The sequence below is a fragment of the Desulfobacula toluolica Tol2 genome (assembly GCF_000307105.1).
GTDB classification, from domain to species: Bacteria; Desulfobacterota; Desulfobacteria; order Desulfobacterales; family Desulfobacteraceae; genus Desulfobacula; species Desulfobacula toluolica.
This window is the reverse complement of the sequence record NC_018645.1, coordinates 5,098,908-5,117,671: the sequence shown is the minus strand read 5'-3', so window position 1 is coordinate 5,117,671 and position 18,764 is coordinate 5,098,908. Positions and strand designations below refer to the sequence as shown.

Here is an 18,764-nt window from a genome sequence, read left to right as displayed (position 1 = left end):
TCAAAATAATTTTGCTCTCCATATTTTTAAACATCGTGTATAAGAATTATATCCGGCACACGGGATTTGAATAAAAAGGTATGGGGTTGCACACAAGTTGAATTTGAATATCTCTTTACAGTCATTTTAAACATTGCTACGTATAATTTTCAATTATTATGCTCTTTGAACTCGGATATCATTCAATTTTACAGGGTATCCGGATATTTTATATTTACTTGTGAAATGAAAAACATGAAATTTGATAACAAGCTAATCAGGAATAAAAAAAATCGTTGGCAAATTTGGTTATCGGATTTTTTATCTTCGTTTTATATGTTCACACCTAAAGCTTTACACTATAAGTCACAACGAAAATTATGTTAGACGAATTCATTGAAAACGATGTTTCAGTTATCGGGATAGATCTGACGGTGCGGTCGCAACCTGTTAGATTGGCAACTTGAGATAATCAAATTAATTACGTAAGCGATGTTTTAACCCCACTCAGGGGGCGGAAGGTCAAGCCAACTGTTTTTTATCGACATTGTATGGAAGCAACGCCTTAAAATCATCTTCCGTCATAGCCTCAGGCAAGTGTTCAAACAGATATTTGAGATACCAATATGGCTCCAGCCCATTTGATTTGGCTGTTTCAATCAAGCTGTAAATCAGTGCACTGGCCCGGGCACCCTTAACGGTGTCCGAGAAAAGCCAATTCTTTCGTCCGACCACAAAAGGTCGGATGGCATTTTCAACCAGATTGTTATCAGGCCTGATGATTCCGTCGGTCGTGTATTGGATGAGCCTGTGCCATTGGTTGAGAGTATAATGGATCGCCTTGCCAAGCAGACTTTTGGGAGGAACTTTTTCCACTCTTGCATCAAGCCATTTCTTGAACTCTTCTAAAATTGGAACCGCTTCTTTTTGCCTCCGAGCATATAATTGGTCAGGCGTTAATTCCTGCACCCGGGCTTCTTTTTCAATTTTATAAAGCAGACTGATATACTTTAAAGCGGTGCCGGCATTGCCCGACGAACTCTTTTTATTCCCTGCAGCTTTTGTTACATTTTTAAATCCCCTGCGGGCGTGAGTCCAGCATGCCACATGAATGATATCTGTTATTTTGTCCAGAAAATCATATCCTTTATAGCCATCCGTCTGAACAATGCCTTTGTATCCATTCAAAAATGATGCGGCAACATCTCCGGATCGTGTCGGATGATATTGGAATTGAATAATTGGCATATCAGGCGGACCACCTCTAAAAATCCACATATATGATTTTGATTTCCGGGGGCCCTTTAAGACCAGAAGAGGTGTTTCATCAGCACCAATCATCGGGCTTGCCAGTATGTCCTTTTGCATCATGTCGATTAGAATATCACAGGCGTCAGCGACTTTCATGGCCCATGTACACATGGTCGACCGGCCAAGTTCAATACCGATCCTGGTAAATTGCTTTTCCTGACGGTAAAACGGCAGGGCATCTGCAAATTTTGCGGTCAGAATATGTGCCAGAAGGCCCGGGGTAGCAATGCTTTTGGGGATAATCTGTTCAGGCATCCTGGCAATTGACACGGTGGGGCCGTCGTCTTCCACACCTTCACAATTTTTGCAGGCGTATTTATACCGGATGTTTCGAAGTACCCTTACTTTGGCAGGGATATAGTCCAGTTGTTCTGACTCTTCCTGGCCGATGCGTTCCTTAAGGCAACCGCAGTTGCACTGTCTTTCATCCTCGCTGAGTTCATGTATAACATCTATACGGGGAAGATCGGCGGGTAAAGGCTTGCGGCCACGTTTTTTACGGGTATGTTCACCAATCGTTACGTCTTCCTCCTCTTTTTCCAGGATAGGAAGTTCGGGTTCAGGCATATCGAACAGAGACATTTGCCCGTCATCTTTAGGCGTTTTCTCTGATTTGCGACCAAAGATCATATTCTGAAGTGATTTAACCTGCTCTTTAAGGATTTGATTCTCATCAATCAAATCACAAGCAATTTTCTTCACTTCATCCAGATTCCGATTACCTTTTACCTTGCCTTTAGTCATGGACTGTATATACCATAACCACGGGCTTTTTCATAGTTTTAACATCAATAAATCATGGAATATTTCAAGGGTTTATGTGCCTGATTTATATTCAGGCCGTCAACTAACCAGGACAACTCTCGACTGGTAATATTCATGACATCGTCAGATGTTTTCGGCCACTTGAAACGGTCTTTTTCAAGACGTTTCTGCCACATACAGAAGCCATTTTTATCCCAGTATAAAATTTTTAAAATGGTCTGCGTCCGGTTGCAGAATACAAACAAGTTGGAGGAAAATATGTCAAGTTGCATCTGTTCACTGACAATGACGGACAATCCGTTAATAGCTTTGCGCATATCCGTTGCGCCTAAGAATAGATAGACCTTGGTGTCTGACGGAAAATTCATCATTGGACAGCCTTCAATACAGAAAGCACCTGCTCAAGGGTTTCTTTCTTAAAACCGTCAGGGATTTCCACTTGCAGTTCCCGGCCTATATTCAGTTTTAGCCCTGCTTGACAAAAGTGAGTCGGCACAGGAACCTGAACCAGTCCTGTGGGCTGATTTGGTTTACCGAATTTAATCTTCCAATAGGTGAACCTGTTCGGCCTCAGGCCATTCTGGCGGCAGTACTCTATTTGGGACAGGCGGGATTCAGTCCATTGATCGATATGTGTTTTCCAGAATATTGCCTTTTCTTCGTTTATTTTCTTCCACGATTTGCTCAATACACACCTCCTTTTTGAGAAGAGATATTAAGCGAAATCTGGAGGCCTTAGTAGATGGGGTTTAATTACCGCTTACTTAATTACAACAAGAAAAATACACCGGATAAAATCGGTGATTTTCAAAATTTAACCATCGAAGAACAATAGGAAAACAACGAATGAAAATTAACAAATTAGATATCGAAGGGTTTCGTTCCCTCCGGAAAGTAAGTTGGTCACCTGGTGACCTCAACGTAATTATCGGCCCTAACGGCACAGGCAAGTCTAATTTGCTGCGTTTCATGGAATTAATTTCCGTATCAGCACAGGGCAGACTCGGCAAATACATACAATCTTTAGGTGGAATGGATCCAATAGTTTGGGATGGGACTGCCTCTTCCATAAAGTTTATAATGGAAACAACGCCTGAGGGCCGAGATATGGGGCCTGAAAATTACAAACTTGAACTGGTACGGCTTGGATCAGGAAGTTCATATAAAGTTGAAAAGAACGCTTGATAAATTCCCATAAAGTAAGAAAAGGTATTGAAAAGAAATCGTTTAAATTTTTAGAACGAGTTGCAAAGTCTGCTTTTATTTTTGATGAAAAAGAACATACTTTTACCACACCTGAAGAATTTGTATCAGATGAAGAAATTCTGCTTTTCATAGCATCCGGACCCTTTCTTAATAACCATTATATTCCACCGTTTCAAAGAGAGTTGGCTTCTATAGCTGTTTATCATGATTTGCATACCAATAAGGATGCCCCTGTTCGTCAATCGGCTATTTCCCGTATGGAAAAACGGGTAGACCCTGACGGACAAAATCTTATATCTGTCATGCACACGCTTTACACAGGAGATCGTGATTTTAAAACCGACATTAATTCAGCCATGCAGGCTGCATTTGGCGATGATATGGTGAAACAATTCTACAGACTTTGATTGGGTCTCTTTTTAAATCAGGAGAGCTGGAGCAAATGAAATGAGATTTATTCTTTTTGTTGAAGGTTATACGGAAGACAAGACATTGCCGCAATTTTTAAAAAAATGGCTTGATCCAAGATTAACTGATCCTGTCGGAATTAGAACCGTTTGCTTTGAAGGGTGGGCACAGCTGTTAAAAGACGCCCCTTTAAAAGCTCGAATGCATCTGAACGGTCCGGCTAAATACGATATTATTGCAGTAATTTCTTTACTGGATCTTTACGGCCCGACCTTTTATCCCAAGCGCTTAACTAAATATACAGAACGTTACAATTGGGCCAAGAAACATATGGAAAAGGCGGTTGAGCAGCCAAAATTTTTCCAGTTCATGAAGTAGAGGTATGGCTTTTAAGCCAACCGGATATTTTCCCATTGAAAATTAAAAAAGCATTCCCGCCAAAGATTCACAATCCGGAAACTGTTAACTTTAATGAACCGCCGGCAAAATTGCTGGAGCGTCTTTATTCTTCGCATATGCCTCGGTCATACAAAAAGGTTGTGAACGGTAAAGAATTTTTCAGCAAACTTGATCCAAACATCGCATATCAAAAATGCCCTAAACTCAAAGAACTTTTGGATAAAATGTTGAATTTGGCTAAAAAATCCCAATCAACAGCAACATAAATAAGGATAGTTGACAGCAGCAAAGGTCATGCAAAATTTCAACTTGGGCCGATGCAGCATCTTTTCATGAGGTGATACCGCTTAAAATCCCCGATTGAGTCGGCCCTTCAAAAGAAAGCCGCTTGATATTTTTTACCCCGTGTGCCGTAAGCATGTTTGAAATCTCGGTTTCGCTGTAAGATTTGCCGTTGGGTGTTCCTAAGTACATGTTAAGAGAAAAAAGAGCCGGGAATAAAGGGCTGTCCTTGGAATCGTTCAAAATAAAATCATGGATAAAAATTTTACTTCCAGGTTTTAGTGCTGAAACCGCTTTTCCAATGATATCACCAGCCTGATCGGGCCCCTCGCCATGAAGTATATGGGAAAGCCAGGCAGCATCAAACCTGTCAGGACAAGTAAATTCCTCTTCAGTATAATTTCCTGAAATAAAATCGACCCGGTCTGAAACATTAAATTGCCGGATTGTTTTTTCGGCAAAGGGGCGGGTGGCCTCAAGGTCATAGACAGACGCTGTTAATCCTGGATTGGCAAGGCAAAAATGAATGGCATAGGTTCCGGGCCCTCCGCCAAAATCAAGGAGACGTTTACACCCTGACAGGTCAAGCTTTTTTGACAGATCCGGGGCAATGGCCATGCCGATGTTGAACATGCCCATAAGAAAACTTTCCCGACGTTCTTCATCGGAAAAAGAAGACCTCATCCGGGTGGGTTTGCCTTCAATGATCGCTTTGTCCATTTTATGCCACGATTCCATGAGATGGTGGTGGTGCAGGATCATAAACCCGACATACTTTTTGGACTCTTTTGAAAGAAAAGTTAAGGCCGGAGAAGTATTGGAATAGCTTTCATCCTTTTTCACAAGAAGCTCCATTGCCGCCAGGGCATTTAACAGCATGGAAAGCCCCCTTTTATCTACCTTCAATTTTTCATTGATCTCATCACAGGACAAGTCATTCGAGCCGATAGCCGTGAAAATATCAAGTTTTACTCCGGTGTGAAGCGCACATGTTTTCCAGTAATATCCCGACACGTCCAGAAGTGTTCCAGGATTCCAGTTCTCCTTGTTCATTTTGCCTCCTTTTACAATCTTTTTCCAAGATACTAATTTTTACAACGATCTGATTTAATTGCCTTGCTCACATTACTCATATCATATACAAAAAAACAAATAAATTTCAATTCTTATGCAAACCTATGCATAGTTGCATAAGAATATAGCCTGTTTTTTTTGTTTATCTGCTTTTCCATCCTTTTGGATGGTGACTTTTGTTGTGCCCCGGCCTAAAAAAGCTGGAAACATGGAAATATAACACAAACAGGAGTTGGATATGGGACAAATCTTATCTGGAATAAATATTTTTTTTGAAGCCCTGCCGGACAGGCTCCGGCAAAAAAAATGGTGGGTACTGCTTTTTTTCGTTATTGCCACAGGTTTTATGAGTCTTGGCGTTAAAAATGTTGTTATAGATGAATCATTGACCTCTTATTTTCAAGACGATGACCCGGTAAAAAAGGCCTATGATAATTTTAGAAGCATTTTCGGCGGGGATGAGTATGTCTATATTGTTTACCGGGCAAAGGACAAGGATATCTTTTCCAGTGCATCACTGGCTGCACTGAAAAAACTCCACCATGACCTTGCCGATTACCGGTTGAATCTTGAGCCTACAATCCCTTCGGCCCTGGATCATATTGAGGAGGTGAAAAGCCTTATCAATGTCAAATATATGGAAGCTTGGAATCAAACGCTTTATTCAAGAAATTTTATTGGTGACCGTCTGCCACAAAATCATACGCAGCAAGAACAATTGAGAAAAAAAGCATTGAATCATCCGGATTATCCCCGGATCTACCTTTCCGAAAACAGCGAATACGGTGGCATTGTTGTCCGTACGGATTTTAATGCCCGCCTGGAACCGCTTGTTGGGCAAAAAGATACCGGCAAAAAAATTTCAACCGGGTTTGATGATGAAGACATTGTTTTTGACACCATGGATGCAAAAAAAAACATTTCCAAAGATGCAGGGGATCTAACCCTTTGCAAAGAAGATATCAGGGAATATCCCCTGTTTATGAAAAAGATCAGGGCCATCCTTGCCAAACCGGAATATACGGCAGCTTTTGAATTCTATCCCGTGGGCAACCCGGCATTGATGGATTTTTTTGCAACAGCGGTAATAAATGATATGGGCCGGTTGATGTCCCTGGTGCTGTTATTGATCATTATCATGCTGTGGATTCTTTTCAGGTCTTTTTCCGCAGTTCTCTGGCCGGTTGTGATTGTGATCCTGACCATAATATGGGTTCTGGGACTTGTGGGCTGGCTTAAGATTCCCATGACAGCCATGCTGCAGGTGATTATTTTCCTGGCCCTTTCCGTGGGCATCGCGGATACGGTACATATTCTTTCGGGATATCTTTATTTCAGGAATAAAAATCTTGATCACAAACACGCCATTTGCAGTGTCATGAAAAAATCCGGGTTGGCCTGTATGTTGACAAGCCTGACAACGGCTGTCGGACTTTTTTCCCTGGTTCTGGTTCCCATGAAGCCGATTTCTAATTTTGGTGTGTTTGCCGCTGTTGCGGTTTTGTTTGCATTTGTTTTCACGGTTCTTCTCCTGCCTTTGATGCTGGACATCTGGAGTCCGGTTTCCAAAACAAAAGCATGTGAAACAGATCATTTTATACTCAAACTGCTGAAAAAAATAGAACAGGTCAGTGTTTCCCATTCCTGGAAAATGATCCTGATTTTTTTCGGAGCAGGGATTTTCATGGTTTTCGGCATACTCCAGCTGAAAGTGGATTCCAACTTTGTGGAAATTATAAAAAAAGGCATGCCCTTGAGAGAGGCCTATGGCATTGTTGATGAACACCTGGGCGGCACCGGCAATATGGAGGTAATGCTTGATTTTAAACAAGAAGACGCGTTAAAAGACCCACGGGTTTTGTTTGCCATGGAATCTTTGCAAGGTTTTATGGAAGAAGATGAGTCCTGCCGGGTGGTCAAAACCCTTTCACTGGTGAATGTGGTAAAAGAATCCCATAAAGCACTTCATGACAATGCCCCTGAAAAATATCTCATACCGTCAGATCCAGCAATTTTACAACAGGTATTATTCTTGTTTGAGAATGCAAATCCAAAAGACCGGACCCGGCTGGTGTCTGATGATTATTCCCAGGCAAGGATCGGGCTAAATTCCCTTAACGTGGGGTCCATAGAGGCTTTGAAGATCATGAAAAAAGTTCAGGCCTTTATTGATCACAGGTTTGCCGGACTCAAACAGACCTACCCGGATCTGGACGTTACGTTGACCGGGAACATGGCGCTGTTGTCCATTATGCTGGACTATATTGCCTGGGCCCAGATCAAGAGTTTCGGCCTGGCGCTGCTGGTGATTTCCGTCATTCTTTTCCTGGTTCTCGGGTCGTCCAAATCCGGGCTTGTGGCACTGGCCCCCAATCTGTTTCCCATCCTGACAACTTTTGGGCTGATGGGGTATTTTAATATTCCCCTGGATGCGGATACGCTGCTGGTTGCACCGATCATCATCGGGCTTGCCGTGGATGACACCATCCATTTTATGACCCATTTCAGACTTGAAATGGAAAAATCAAAAGACATTGCCGCCGCCGCCATCCAATCGATCCGGGAAGCCGGTCAGGCTATTGCGTTCACCTCATTGATTCTCTCGGTGGGGTTTCTGGTGTTTTTACTGTCCTTTCACAACGGACTGAGTCATTTTGGCATATTTGCCGCGATTGCCGTTCTGACGGCGTTACTATCGGATCTTTTTTTACTGCCGGCATTGTGCCGGGTATGTAATGTTAATTTTAACCGAACTTTAAAAGAGGTGGACAGATGCGAATCCTTGGCTTGATCTTTATTCTTTCAGTGCTTTTTATTTCAGACGGTCTGACCGGCGAGGCCAGGCAAATTGTTCAAAGCGTCCTGGACAGGGATGACGGAACCACAGAGATCGGGCGGGTCAGGCTGTCCACCTGCGGTGTTGTAAAAAAAGACAAAACAATTGTCTGCAAATCCAATCCCAGGGTAAAAATCATGGATATGGTCAGAAAAGACTACGGCCCCAGGGAAAAGGACCATAAAACCGTCACCATTATCATTGAACCTGCCGGAGAAAAGGGGATCAGTTTTTTGCAATACGATTATGAGCAAAAAGGCAAAGAGACTGACCAGTGGCTTTACCTGTCCGCCCTGGGAAAGGTCAAACGAATTGTATCCGGCAATGAGCAAGAACCGAAAACCGGCAGTTTTTTCGGCTCTGAACTCAGTTATGAAGATATGGAAAAAAGGCATATTGATGATTATACCTATCGGCTCCTGGGTGAAGAAACCTATGCAAACAGAGCCTGTTATGTGATTGAATCCGTGCCGGTAAAAGAGAGGGCGATCAAAAGCAATTACTCAAAAGCCCTGGATTGGGTGGATAAGGACCGGAATCTGATTTTAAAATCCATCCTCTATAACCGCCAGGGTAAAAAATTCAAACGGTTCTATTTTGGCAAGATTACAAAGATCAACAATATCCTGGTGCCAATGCAGATTATGGTTCTCAATCTTGAGACCCACCGCAGAACCGTAATGAGCTATGAAAAGATCGCCTTGAATCTGCCGGTGGACGATGACTTTTTAACGGTTAGAACTCTTATCGACGGTGCGTTCCGGGAAAGCAACCTGAAAAAATACCAGGCTGCTTATTGATAGATCGGAGGCTGTAATGAAGCTTGCAAGGGACAAGATTTTTCCCCCTGTACCCTGTTTATTTCTGTTTGTCTGCCTGATCTGTTTTTTTATTGCCGGTCTTATTGCCGATTTTATCCCGGGACTTGCCGGCAGAGCTTATGCCCAAAGTCAGTTTGACACCGATGATGAACAGATCATCTTTCAAGAAGAAGATTTGCCGGACATGGAAGACAAAACTCATTTGACCCCGGATGATCCCCTGCACCCGGAACCAACCTGGACGGATCATTTTTTTGAAGAATCCACCGTCACGTTGGGATATAGGTTTTCCCACGGGGTGGAAGCAGGTCCGAAAATCATTGATAATAACGTTTTTGTCCGCCTTGAATACGACACCCTGTTCCGGGATTATCTTTTCTTAAAATTTGACGGCAAGTGCAGTGTTCATCCGAAAACCGATCACAGGGCAGATGCCGAAGAACGTGATGTGCTGGTTGATGCTTGGGTCAGACAAGCTTTTGTCCAGGCAGGATATGACAATTTCAGCCTGAAAATCGGTCACCAGATCAATGTCTGGGGAAAAGCGGATACAGTGGCCATAACCGATGTGGTATCTGCACGGGATCTTTCGGAATTCATCTTTATCCGGCTTGAAGATGCCAGGCTCGGCCAGTTCATGATTTCGGGAAATTTTTATTCCCGTTATTTTAATACCTTTTTGTTTTACAGCCCCCTGCCGGAAACAGACCGGGAGCCGGCCACAAATTCCAGGTATGACAGAGCGCCTGAAAGCCAAGACACGATTGTCGTCCTGGAAAAGTCTCCCCAATTCGGCGACTCTGAGTTCGGGGTGAAAATCGATAAAATTATTTCAAAGACCGATGTCTCCCTTATGGCCGGCCGGTTTTTTTCCAATTCAGCCCGGTATGCGTATCAGGGATATGATTTGGATGCAAAACCGGTGGCAACCAAGACATACCCCGCCTACACCATGGCGGGAGCGGCATTGAGCCATGCATGGCAGCAGTTTTTGTTCAAGATGGAACTGGCATATAAGTTTGGATTTGCCTTGCAGGGAAATGATGCAGACGGGCTTTTTCGGGTTGAAAAAAAAGACGTGATTGATGCTGCAATCGGTGTTGAATACAATGCAAATGATCGATACCAAATGAGTGTGGAGCTGTCCAACCGGCATATCCGTTCAGGGGGATCAGGCCTGACACAAGATTGTGATGAAAAAGATTCGGCTTTTTACTATATGTTTCAAAAAGATTTTTTAAATCAGACCTTGGATTTTGAGTATAACTTTTATTGCCATGTCCAAAAAAAAGACAGGTTCCATCGGTTTCAACTCACCTATGACCTGACTGACAGCCTTGAAATAATAGCTGATTATACCGTTTTCAATGCCAGGGATAAAGACAGCCTGATGTGGCAATATCAAAAGGAAGACCGCATCAGCCTTGAAATTAAAAGCTTTTTTTAAAGTCCGTCGACTTGTCGACTTGTCAGATCAGCTCATACTTTTCAGCAAAGGCAACTGCTTCTCCCCGTCTTTTCACATTGAGTTTTGCAAAAATACGACCTGCATACCACCTCACGGTATTGACCGAAAGAAAAAGAGTGTCGGCTATATCCTGGTTTGAGCCTCCTTTTTTCATCAATTTGAGAACTTCGATTTCACGGTCATTAAACGTCTCTTTAAATTCATTGATCATCACAGATCTAAGTTCACAACTGCCTTTGGGACGGTCAATATATTTTTTCAGATACTCCGGCAATATCCCCCGCTTCAAAGCTTGTTTGAACAAGGTCAGAATAGCTTCCCCTTCGTCAATATAAACCCTTACCTGACCTTGTTTTTCAGAAAGCACAAATGCTTTTTTTAAAATTTTAAGGGCATTATCCATATCATTTTCCACATGATATGCAATCGCCTTAAGGACGTAACATTCAATCAACCGCCCGTTTCCCTTGACCGGCAGATCCTCCCGGATCATGGCGTCAGTGATCCCATGTACATGTCTGGTCTGCTTTTTGCAAAGCCAATACCTGCAAAGGCTGAGATACAGATGATATTTATGATAGGGAATTGCCAGATCCTGATCCAATTCCAGGTTCTGATCTAATTGCAGGTACTGCAGGTTTATCTTCCTGATAAGCTCTTGGGCATCATCCATATTCCCCTGGGCGATCTGCATTCGAATTTCGTATGCCCTTGACATGAACTCTCCCCATGTAGAACTCACCCTGGCAGCCTCAATGGAAACCGCCATTGCTTTTTCTGATTCCTCATGGTTTTCGTCCGCCGCAAGAATCCTGGCATATTCCAGGTTGCCCAAAAAAATGATTTCAACATACTCATTGTTTCTGGCAAGGTATAATCCTTTTTTGCATGCTTTCAATGCCTCTCCGATCTCATTTTGTTCCCGCAGGATATCGGCCTTTAGGATATAAAGAAACCCGTATTCCGGCACAAGCGTTTCCCCGTATCGCTTCTTTCCTTTTTCAATGGTTGTGTCGATAAAAGAAAATGCCATATTCAGCTTCCCCATAACACAGAGAATATCGGCATAGCTGATGGCCCTTAAAGCAGGAATATCATCTCCTTGTGATATTTTTTTGATATATTCATATGCAGATCCGATATCACCGCTATACTTCATGGAAAGCCCCAGGACAAGCTCTCCCATTTCACGGACCAGGCCCTCTTTTTCCGGCAGGGCCTGAAGACACTCTTTCATCTCTTTGATGCTTTTTTCAAATTCCCCGGTCTGGTAGAAATAGCGATACCCTTTTATCAGGGAAAGAAATCCTGACACGGTTTTATCTTTTTTGAAAACCTCCCGGCCAAGGAGACCAACGGATTCAAAATCACCGGCAAGGACATTCAGCCACACCGAATAACTGCACAACTCAGGATTATTGCTGACGATGGTTTCAGGCAGACGCTCAATAAGAGTTTTCAAAACAAATCCGCCGGACCGGCTGAACAGCTCAGGCGCATTTTGCCCAAGCAGGTCTGCTGCAGCCCTGTAATTTTTTGCCAGCACTCCATGATGAAACGCTTCGCTCACCCCCCCTTGATCCTTCAGCCAGACAAAAGCATTTGCATGGAGATGCTTTACCTTGCCGGGATCTTTTTCCATGAGATGCTTCAAGAGAAACTCTCTGAACAGATGGTGATAACGGAACCACTCCCTGTTGTTATCCAATGGAATCAGAAAAAGGTTATTCTGCTCCATGGCCATCAGAATTCTGCGGCTGTCGGGATTTGTTGTCACAGCCCGGCACAATTCGGAGCAGAATCTTTCCAGGATCGAGATCTTAAGCATGAAATTTTTGATCTCATCCCCAAGGCCGGACAAAACCTCCTCAACCAGATAATCAATTATATACCTGTGACTTCCGGTAAAATCATCTATAAATGACCGCTTATTCTTCTGTTCCTTCATCGACAGAATCGCAAGCACAAGTCCTGCAATCCAACCTTCGGTTTTCTTTGTGAGAGAAACAACATCTTTTTGGGTCAGGTCAAGACCATGGATTTTGTTCAGCAGATCTTCGGTTTCATGAGTATTAAAACGAAATTGCAGGGCATTTATCTCAACCAGTTTTCCCGACAACCGGAATTTTGAAATTGAAAGCCGGGGAGCTTCCCTGCCTGCAATGATCATCCGCATATTGGACGGCAGATGATCCATTAAAAATTCCATCCCTTCATGGATTTTTCCATCTGAGATAACATGAAAATCATCCAGAACAAGGGTGAATTTTGTTCCCTCTGCGGCAATCTCATTGATCATTTCGATCAGAATGTTTTCAATTAAAGATGTTCCGGAAGATTTGATCTGTTCCAGTGAATTTTGACCGCAACGGTTCAAAACAGATGCAACCGCCGTGATCATATACCTCCAGAAAACATTGGGAATATTTTCACTTTGTTCAAGGGAAACCCATGCCACAAGGGTTTTGCAATGTTCCACCCATTCACTGAGCAATGTGGTTTTCCCGAATCCCGCAGGAGCGGAGAGGATCACAATAGAACTGTTTTCATCAATAAGACGGCGGATTCTTTGACGTGATACAACGGCATCAGCCTTAAATCCGGGAATATGAAATTTTGTTGTAAGCAGTTGCATATTATCAATTCAGGGAATCGTCCTTTATATGCATTCTTTTATACCGCTTATTCTCCTGTAATCTGATTTTCCTCAACCTGATTTATGTCAATCGGATTTTCCAGGCCTTGGGAATCATCCGACAAAAGAGACTGCTCTTTTTCAATAAACTTGATATTCACATGATCCTCAGTCACATCTGAAATTTCCAACCCAAACGAATCAAAGGTTTTCAGCATGACGGCATCGGCAAACTGAGAAGATCGCCCCTTATAAAAGACCTCCATTATCGCATAACTTGATCCATTCTCTTTGGGCTGCATGTTTTCAATCCCAGGTATTTGTTTCAATCGTTGCTTTAATGCGATAAACCGCGGCAGAAACTGAGCCCCTTCCATCCTGACATCAAAGGTATGCTCTTTTCTCAAATTCCGGGTCCAGTATTCATTGATTTTGTCACCCAGATCCCTGGCTGACAAACGGGCGGCCTTAACAAGCGCCTGAACATTTCCTTGCTGTGCCATATTGTTTTTAACCACGGCCTGTAATTGTGAGTTAATAACTTTTTGTCCGGTTTCAAGGTTATATCCTTCAAGATTTATTTCGGCATGAAAGGTTTTTTCATCACCCATTCGGTTAATGGCTTCTGATGCAACGGCTTTGCCGAAAACAATCATGTCGGCTTTCATTTCTTTGCCAAGCTTTCTGGCTGCTGCCGTGTCGTAAATGGAATCAAACCTGATATTATACAAAGAAGGGTCGGGACGGTCCTTGCCATTGCCAATAATAATAAATCTGTCTTGCTCCCCCGTCATTTCGGTTATAATCGTTTGTTCTGCAACAGACTGATAAGGAATGGGATTTTTCCCCCACCAATATTTTGGCAGAAGATCAGACGGGGTTTTTTCCGCAATAAAAAACAGGATCACGGGTTTATCCTGACTTGCATTGAGTATCCCGGCATTGGTCAATGTTTTTTCAAGTCGTGCAAGATCGACTTTGGACTCAACCCCCACCAGATAATAGTCATTGCTCTCAATGCCGCCAAGCACCCGATATGTAACAATATAATCCGACGTATGGGAAAGCACCCGGTCGTAAAAAAAATCAAGGTTGGCAGCAAAAATTTGTCTGGATACAAGTTCGGCAAAGGCATTTTGCAGAGCAACTTCCAGGGCATCTGATACTGCTTTCTGCCTGGCCTGCTGAAGATTATTATCAATCACCATGCTTCTGGCTGTGGTCACACCCGTTAAAACCCCGGAATCTTTTGCAGCAAAGCATATTGACATACTGATGCTGCTGATGAATAAAACCATGAAACCGACAGCTGCTGTTTTCTTAAACATCCTTTTCAAACCTTTCTTTCAATGGCATAGTCTGCAACCAGACATAAGAATTCTTTGGATGGACACTCTTCAAAATAATCAAGGCAGGCTTTTGCTTTTTTTATATGATCTTGTGCCCGATTTTCAGTATATTCTATTCCCTTATACGCAACCAGTTTTTGTTTGAGTTTTTCAAACTGATCCAAATCAAATTTTGTCTCGGCTATGGCATCTTTTATCCACGCCTTATCCTCTGGAGAAGCGTTGGCAAGAGTGTGGATCAGCGGCAGGGTCAGCTTTCCCTCCCGCATGTCCGCCCCTGGATTTTTTCCCAGTTGCTTGGCGCTTGCCGTGTAATCCAAAAGATCATCAGCCATCTGAAAAGCCATTCCCAAATGAAACCCGTATTGGTTCAATGCCTCTTGTTTTTCTTTTGGTGCCTTGGCAAGAATGGCACCGCTTTGACAGGCGCCCTGAATCAGAACTGCTGTTTTTCTTTCAATAATCTCAAGATATTCATGTTCTGAAAGATCTGATTTCCCTTTTTTTCCCAGCTGGTCGATTTCCCCCTGGGACATGTCCCTGGTAATTTTTGCAATGATACTGATGATATCCGGTTCTCGTGTCTTTGCCGCAATTTCAAGAGCCCTGGCCAAAAGAAAATCTCCTGTCAGCACCACTTTGGCTGCAGACCATTTGGTGTGGGCGGCTTTTTTCCCGCGCCTGATATCAGCCTCATCCACCACATCATCGTGTAACAGGGTAGCAGCATGAAGATATTCAAAAATTGTGGAAAATACTATTTCGAATTCATCATGATAACCGCAAAGCCTGGCACTGTGAATCATCAACAGCGGCCTTAACCGTTTTCCGCCGCTGAACAGAAGGTGGGATGCAATCTGTCTTACCAGTTCCAGGTTTGGATTCAAATGATGTTCAAGCGCGATTTCAATTTTTTCAAGATCAGTCGCCACCATTTCAACAAGTCTTTGCTTTATCCCTTTTGTCATGCAATCTCCCCGGCAATATCATATTCAAAAGCATCTGTAATTCTTACCTTAACAAAGGTGCCGATTTCAAGCTTGTCTGCATAAATAAATGTCATTCCGTCAACCTCCGGGGCCTGGAACATTGTCCTGCCAATGTAAACGCCTTGTTCCGGGCTTTCTTCCACAAGAACTTCAAAGGTCTTGCCCACATAGCGTTCATTCACTGATTCTGAAATTTTGGCCTGTTCCGCCATGATCAGGTCATGTCTTTTTTTTGCAATTTCAGCACAAACATGATTTTTTAACAGATGAGACTTTAAGTCCTGGGAATCAGAATAGGTGAACACACCCAAGTGATCAAACCGGATATCCTTGATAAACGTCATCAGCGTCTCAAAATCCTCTTGTGTTTCACCCGGAAACCCCACGATAATAGTGGTTCTTAAGGCAGCATCAGGATCAATTGCCCGGATGGTTTTAAACAGGGCATACAGATCTTCACGCGTATAGGGGCGTCCCATTTTTTTCAATATGCCTGACGAGGCATGCTGGACTGGAACATCATAATAAGAACAGATGTTTTTATGCTGTTTTACCGCCTGTATAATGGGTTGTGTAATTGTTTCAGGATGGGTATACAAAAACCGTATCCAGGCATGGTCTTTTTCAACAGTGCTGGCCAAAGCCCTGAGAACCTGTTCAAACCCTGTATCATCCTCAAGGTCCCGACCGTAATCCGTTGTGTTTTCAGCGGTCAGGATAATTTCTTTAACGCCTCTTAAAACAAGATCCCTGGCTTCTTTACAGATATCATCCAATGGCCTTGAGCGCTGGATACCGCGAAGCTTGGGGATAATACAATAGGTACACGTCCGGTTGCACCCTTCTGAGACCTTGATATAGGCATAATCTTTGGTGATCAGTTCTCTTGGTTCAAAACTGTCCTGGAACGCTCTTGTGCTTGGATCTGGAAAAAGGGTCAAAGGCTTTGTTTGTTTGTTTTCAACCACATCCACAATTTGGTCACACGCGGCAGTCCCTATAAACGCATCCACTTCAGGCAGGGTGGACAACAGATCTTTGTCATCCTTATACCGCTGGGCAAGGCATCCGGTTGCAATTAGCCGCTCACACTTTCCCGTTTGCTTGAATGTTGCCATTTCCAGAAGAACATCAACAGCCTCTTGAGAGGCTGTTGATATAAATCCACAGGTGTTGACAATGATCACCCGGGCGCAGGACGGGTCATCAGTTACACTGTGACCCGCCGCCACAAGTTTTCCCAGCATTATTTCACTGTCAACCTGGTTCCTTGAGCATCCAAGATTTTCAAGGAAAACAATCATATTGATTTGGCCATCAGGTCTCCGAGTTGTTTGGAGAATCTTGCAGGATTGTCCAGCTTGCCGCCTTCGCTGATAACGGCAATATCAAACAGAAGATCACTATAGTCTTTTAATACCGGGTTGGTGGTGTCGGTCTCAAAAATTTCTTTCATCTTGCCCATGACCGGATGATTCACATTGACTTCCATCACCCGTTTCTGGTCAGGAGTTTTCTGGCCCGAGGCTTTCATGATTTTTTCCATGTATGCGCTCATGCCCCAGTCATCGCCGGACAGGCAGGAAACCGAATCTTTAAGCCGGTTGGAAACCACAACATCCTTGACCTTTGCTTCAAGCTTTCCTTTGAGAAAAGACAAAAGGGCTGAGTATTCGTTTTTCTTTTCATCATCAACTTTATCCAGATCAAGATCCCCTTTTTCCGCACTCTTGAGTTTTTTCTCCTTGTACTCGGGCAGGGACTGAGTGACCCATTCATCAATTGGGTCAACCATTAAGATGACTTCATAATCCTTTGCTTTCAAGGATTCTAGCAAAGGAGAATTCATAAGTGATGTCAGGCTTTCACCGGTCAGATAATAAATTTCTTTCTGGTCTTCCTGCATATTTTCAATATATTCATCTAGGGTGATATATTTGCCGTCCGACTTGGTGGTTTTGTATCGTAAAAGAGATGCCAGTTTTTCCTTGTTTTGAAAATCCGTGGGAATACCGGCTTTCAGGGCCTGGCCAAACTCAACATAAAATTCTTCATATTTTTCTTTTTCCATGCCTTCCAGAACGGAAAAAATCTGTTTCACAAGGTTTTTGCGGATGTTTCGAACCAGGCGGTCTTCCTGAAGAATCTCACGGCTCACATTCAGGTTCAAATCCGGGGCATCCACAACTCCCTGGACAAATCCCAGGTATTCGGGCAACAGTTCCTTGCAGTCATCCATGATAAAGACGCGCTTGCAATACAGCTGCATTCCATTTTTTCTTTCCGGCCGGAACATATCCATGGGCGCTTTGGACGGCAGATACATCAAAACATCGTATTCGGTTACGCCCTCAAATTTTTTATGGATGACCTCCATGGGCTTGTCCCAGTTGTGGCTGATGTGTCTGTAGAACTCCTCATGCTCTTCATCGGTCACATCCTCTTTGGATTTTGACCAGATGGCTTTCATGGAGTTCAGGGTCTCGTCTTTTTTGACTTTTTTAAAGGTATCCCCAATGGGTTTGCCGTCTGAATCTTTAATGATTTCATTTTCAGGAAGGGGTTCGTTTTTTTCAACTTCCATGATCACAGGATAGGTCACAAAATCAGAATGTTTTTTCACAATATGCTGGATGGTATAGCTTTCTGTGAAATCCTGGTCCCCGTCTTCAGTTGCTTTTAAATGAAGGGTGATGGTTGTGCCGCGATTTTCTTTTTCTATCTCCTGAACCGTGTACGATCCCTTGCCGTCCGATTCCCATCGAACACCCATGTCCTGGCCGGGAGCCTTTGTATCCAGCGTGACCGTGTCAGCCACAATAAATGCCGAATAAAACCCCACACCAAACTGACCGATCAGTTCAGGGGAAAGAGTGTTTTCTTTTTTGGAATTTTCAAGCGCCTTCATAAACGCGGCCGTTCCTGACTGGGCAATGGTTCCGATATTGTCATTAACCTCTTCCAGAGTCATTCCGATTCCGTTATCGGAAATCTGGAACGTCTTGTTTTCAGAATCCAGGGAGATCCGGATATGATAATCATTGTCATCGGCAAACAGATCCGGGTCTGTCTGTTCTTTGAATTTTGCCTTGTCAATGGCATCAGACGCATTTGAAATCAGCTCCCGAACAAATATTTCCCTGTTGGAATACAAAGAATTGATAATCAGGTGTAACAGCTGCTGCACCTCGGTTTTAAATTGATGTGTCTCTTTTGTTCCCATGTTTACTCCTGTTTCTTAA

The 18,764-nt window shown here is 43.2% G+C and carries 16 protein-coding genes; 7 read left to right on the top strand and 9 right to left on the bottom strand.

All coding sequences use genetic code 11. The features are described from left to right. Positions 1 to 501 precede the first annotated feature (501 nt). From tnpC to tnpA, 3 genes are read right to left on the bottom strand one after another with little or no spacing between them, the layout of a single operon-like run. On the bottom strand, positions 502 to 2,034 hold the full coding sequence (tnpC, locus tag TOL2_RS22900) for an IS66 family transposase (RefSeq protein WP_014956144.1): 1,533 nt from the start codon (positions 2,032 to 2,034) through the stop codon (positions 502 to 504). Positions 2,035 to 2,078: 44 nt separating this feature from the next. After that, complete coding sequence (gene tnpB / locus TOL2_RS22895) at positions 2,079 to 2,426, bottom strand: IS66 family insertion sequence element accessory protein TnpB (protein ID WP_014956143.1); 348 nt, start codon at positions 2,424 to 2,426, stop codon at positions 2,079 to 2,081. Further along, on the bottom strand, positions 2,423 to 2,743 hold the full coding sequence (gene tnpA, locus TOL2_RS22890) for an IS66 family insertion sequence element accessory protein TnpA (protein WP_014956142.1): 321 nt from the start codon (positions 2,741 to 2,743) through the stop codon (positions 2,423 to 2,425). Before tnpA ends, tnpB begins: the two co-directional genes overlap by 4 nt. A gap of 158 nt (positions 2,744 to 2,901) precedes the next feature. Between tnpA and TOL2_RS22885 the strand changes: the two genes are divergently transcribed. The 4 genes from TOL2_RS22885 to TOL2_RS22870 are packed head-to-tail and all read left to right on the top strand — an operon-like array spanning position 2,902 to position 4,334. Next, positions 2,902 to 3,240 carry an AAA family ATPase gene (locus TOL2_RS22885; RefSeq protein WP_041279696.1) on the top strand — a complete coding sequence of 113 codons (339 nt, stop codon included), beginning with the start codon at positions 2,902 to 2,904 and terminating at the stop codon, positions 3,238 to 3,240. After that, positions 3,237 to 3,668 (top strand): hypothetical protein, encoded by a 432-nt coding sequence (locus tag TOL2_RS22880; protein WP_014959652.1) that lies wholly within the window; start codon positions 3,237 to 3,239, stop codon positions 3,666 to 3,668. Before TOL2_RS22885 ends, TOL2_RS22880 begins: the two co-directional genes overlap by 4 nt. A 40-nt stretch (positions 3,669 to 3,708) precedes the next feature. Then, positions 3,709 to 4,047: a hypothetical protein gene (locus TOL2_RS22875; protein WP_014959651.1), complete on the top strand. Its 339-nt coding sequence runs from the start codon at positions 3,709 to 3,711 to the stop codon at positions 4,045 to 4,047. A 35-nt stretch (positions 4,048 to 4,082) separates the two neighbouring features. Then, entirely contained in the window at positions 4,083 to 4,334 is a 252-nt protein-coding gene (locus TOL2_RS22870) for a DUF4276 family protein (protein ID WP_014959650.1), read from the top strand. Between the two features lie 64 nt (positions 4,335 to 4,398). Here TOL2_RS22870 and TOL2_RS22865 read toward each other — a convergent pair whose 3' ends face one another. Further along, on the bottom strand, positions 4,399 to 5,403 hold the full coding sequence (locus TOL2_RS22865) for a methyltransferase (RefSeq protein ID WP_014959649.1): 1,005 nt from the start codon (positions 5,401 to 5,403) through the stop codon (positions 4,399 to 4,401). 259 nt (positions 5,404 to 5,662) lie between these two features. Between TOL2_RS22865 and TOL2_RS22860 the strand changes: the two genes are divergently transcribed. The 3 genes from TOL2_RS22860 to TOL2_RS22850 are packed head-to-tail and all read left to right on the top strand — an operon-like array spanning position 5,663 to position 10,528. Beyond that, positions 5,663 to 8,215: an efflux RND transporter permease subunit gene (locus tag TOL2_RS22860; RefSeq protein WP_014959648.1), complete on the top strand. Its 2,553-nt coding sequence runs from the start codon at positions 5,663 to 5,665 to the stop codon at positions 8,213 to 8,215. After that, entirely contained in the window at positions 8,197 to 9,060 is an 864-nt protein-coding gene (locus TOL2_RS22855) for an outer membrane lipoprotein-sorting protein (RefSeq protein ID WP_051012505.1), read from the top strand. Before TOL2_RS22860 ends, TOL2_RS22855 begins: the two co-directional genes overlap by 19 nt. Positions 9,061 to 9,076: 16 nt before the next feature. Further along, positions 9,077 to 10,528, top strand: coding sequence for a DUF1302 family protein (locus tag TOL2_RS22850; protein ID WP_014959646.1), 1,452 nt, complete (start codon positions 9,077 to 9,079; stop codon positions 10,526 to 10,528). A gap of 22 nt (positions 10,529 to 10,550) precedes the next feature. Here TOL2_RS22850 and TOL2_RS22845 read toward each other — a convergent pair whose 3' ends face one another. Genes TOL2_RS22845 through htpG form a run of 5 tightly spaced genes read right to left on the bottom strand, consistent with a single transcriptional unit; the run spans position 10,551 to position 18,745 of the window. Next, positions 10,551 to 13,184: a LuxR C-terminal-related transcriptional regulator gene (locus tag TOL2_RS22845; RefSeq protein WP_014959645.1), complete on the bottom strand. Its 2,634-nt coding sequence runs from the start codon at positions 13,182 to 13,184 to the stop codon at positions 10,551 to 10,553. A gap of 47 nt (positions 13,185 to 13,231) precedes the next feature. Then, positions 13,232 to 14,512 carry a hypothetical protein gene (locus tag TOL2_RS22840; protein ID WP_014959644.1) on the bottom strand — a complete coding sequence of 427 codons (1,281 nt, stop codon included), beginning with the start codon at positions 14,510 to 14,512 and terminating at the stop codon, positions 13,232 to 13,234. A gap of 5 nt (positions 14,513 to 14,517) precedes the next feature. Beyond that, entirely contained in the window at positions 14,518 to 15,501 is a 984-nt protein-coding gene (locus TOL2_RS22835; RefSeq protein ID WP_014959643.1) for a polyprenyl synthetase family protein, read from the bottom strand. Further along, positions 15,498 to 16,826: a 30S ribosomal protein S12 methylthiotransferase RimO gene (gene rimO / locus TOL2_RS22830; protein WP_014959642.1), complete on the bottom strand. Its 1,329-nt coding sequence runs from the start codon at positions 16,824 to 16,826 to the stop codon at positions 15,498 to 15,500. The genes TOL2_RS22835 and rimO overlap by 4 nt, the downstream gene beginning before the upstream one ends. Then, positions 16,823 to 18,745, bottom strand: coding sequence for a molecular chaperone HtpG (gene htpG, locus TOL2_RS22825; RefSeq protein WP_014959641.1), 1,923 nt, complete (start codon positions 18,743 to 18,745; stop codon positions 16,823 to 16,825). The genes rimO and htpG overlap by 4 nt, the downstream gene beginning before the upstream one ends. Positions 18,746 to 18,764 lie beyond the last annotated feature (19 nt).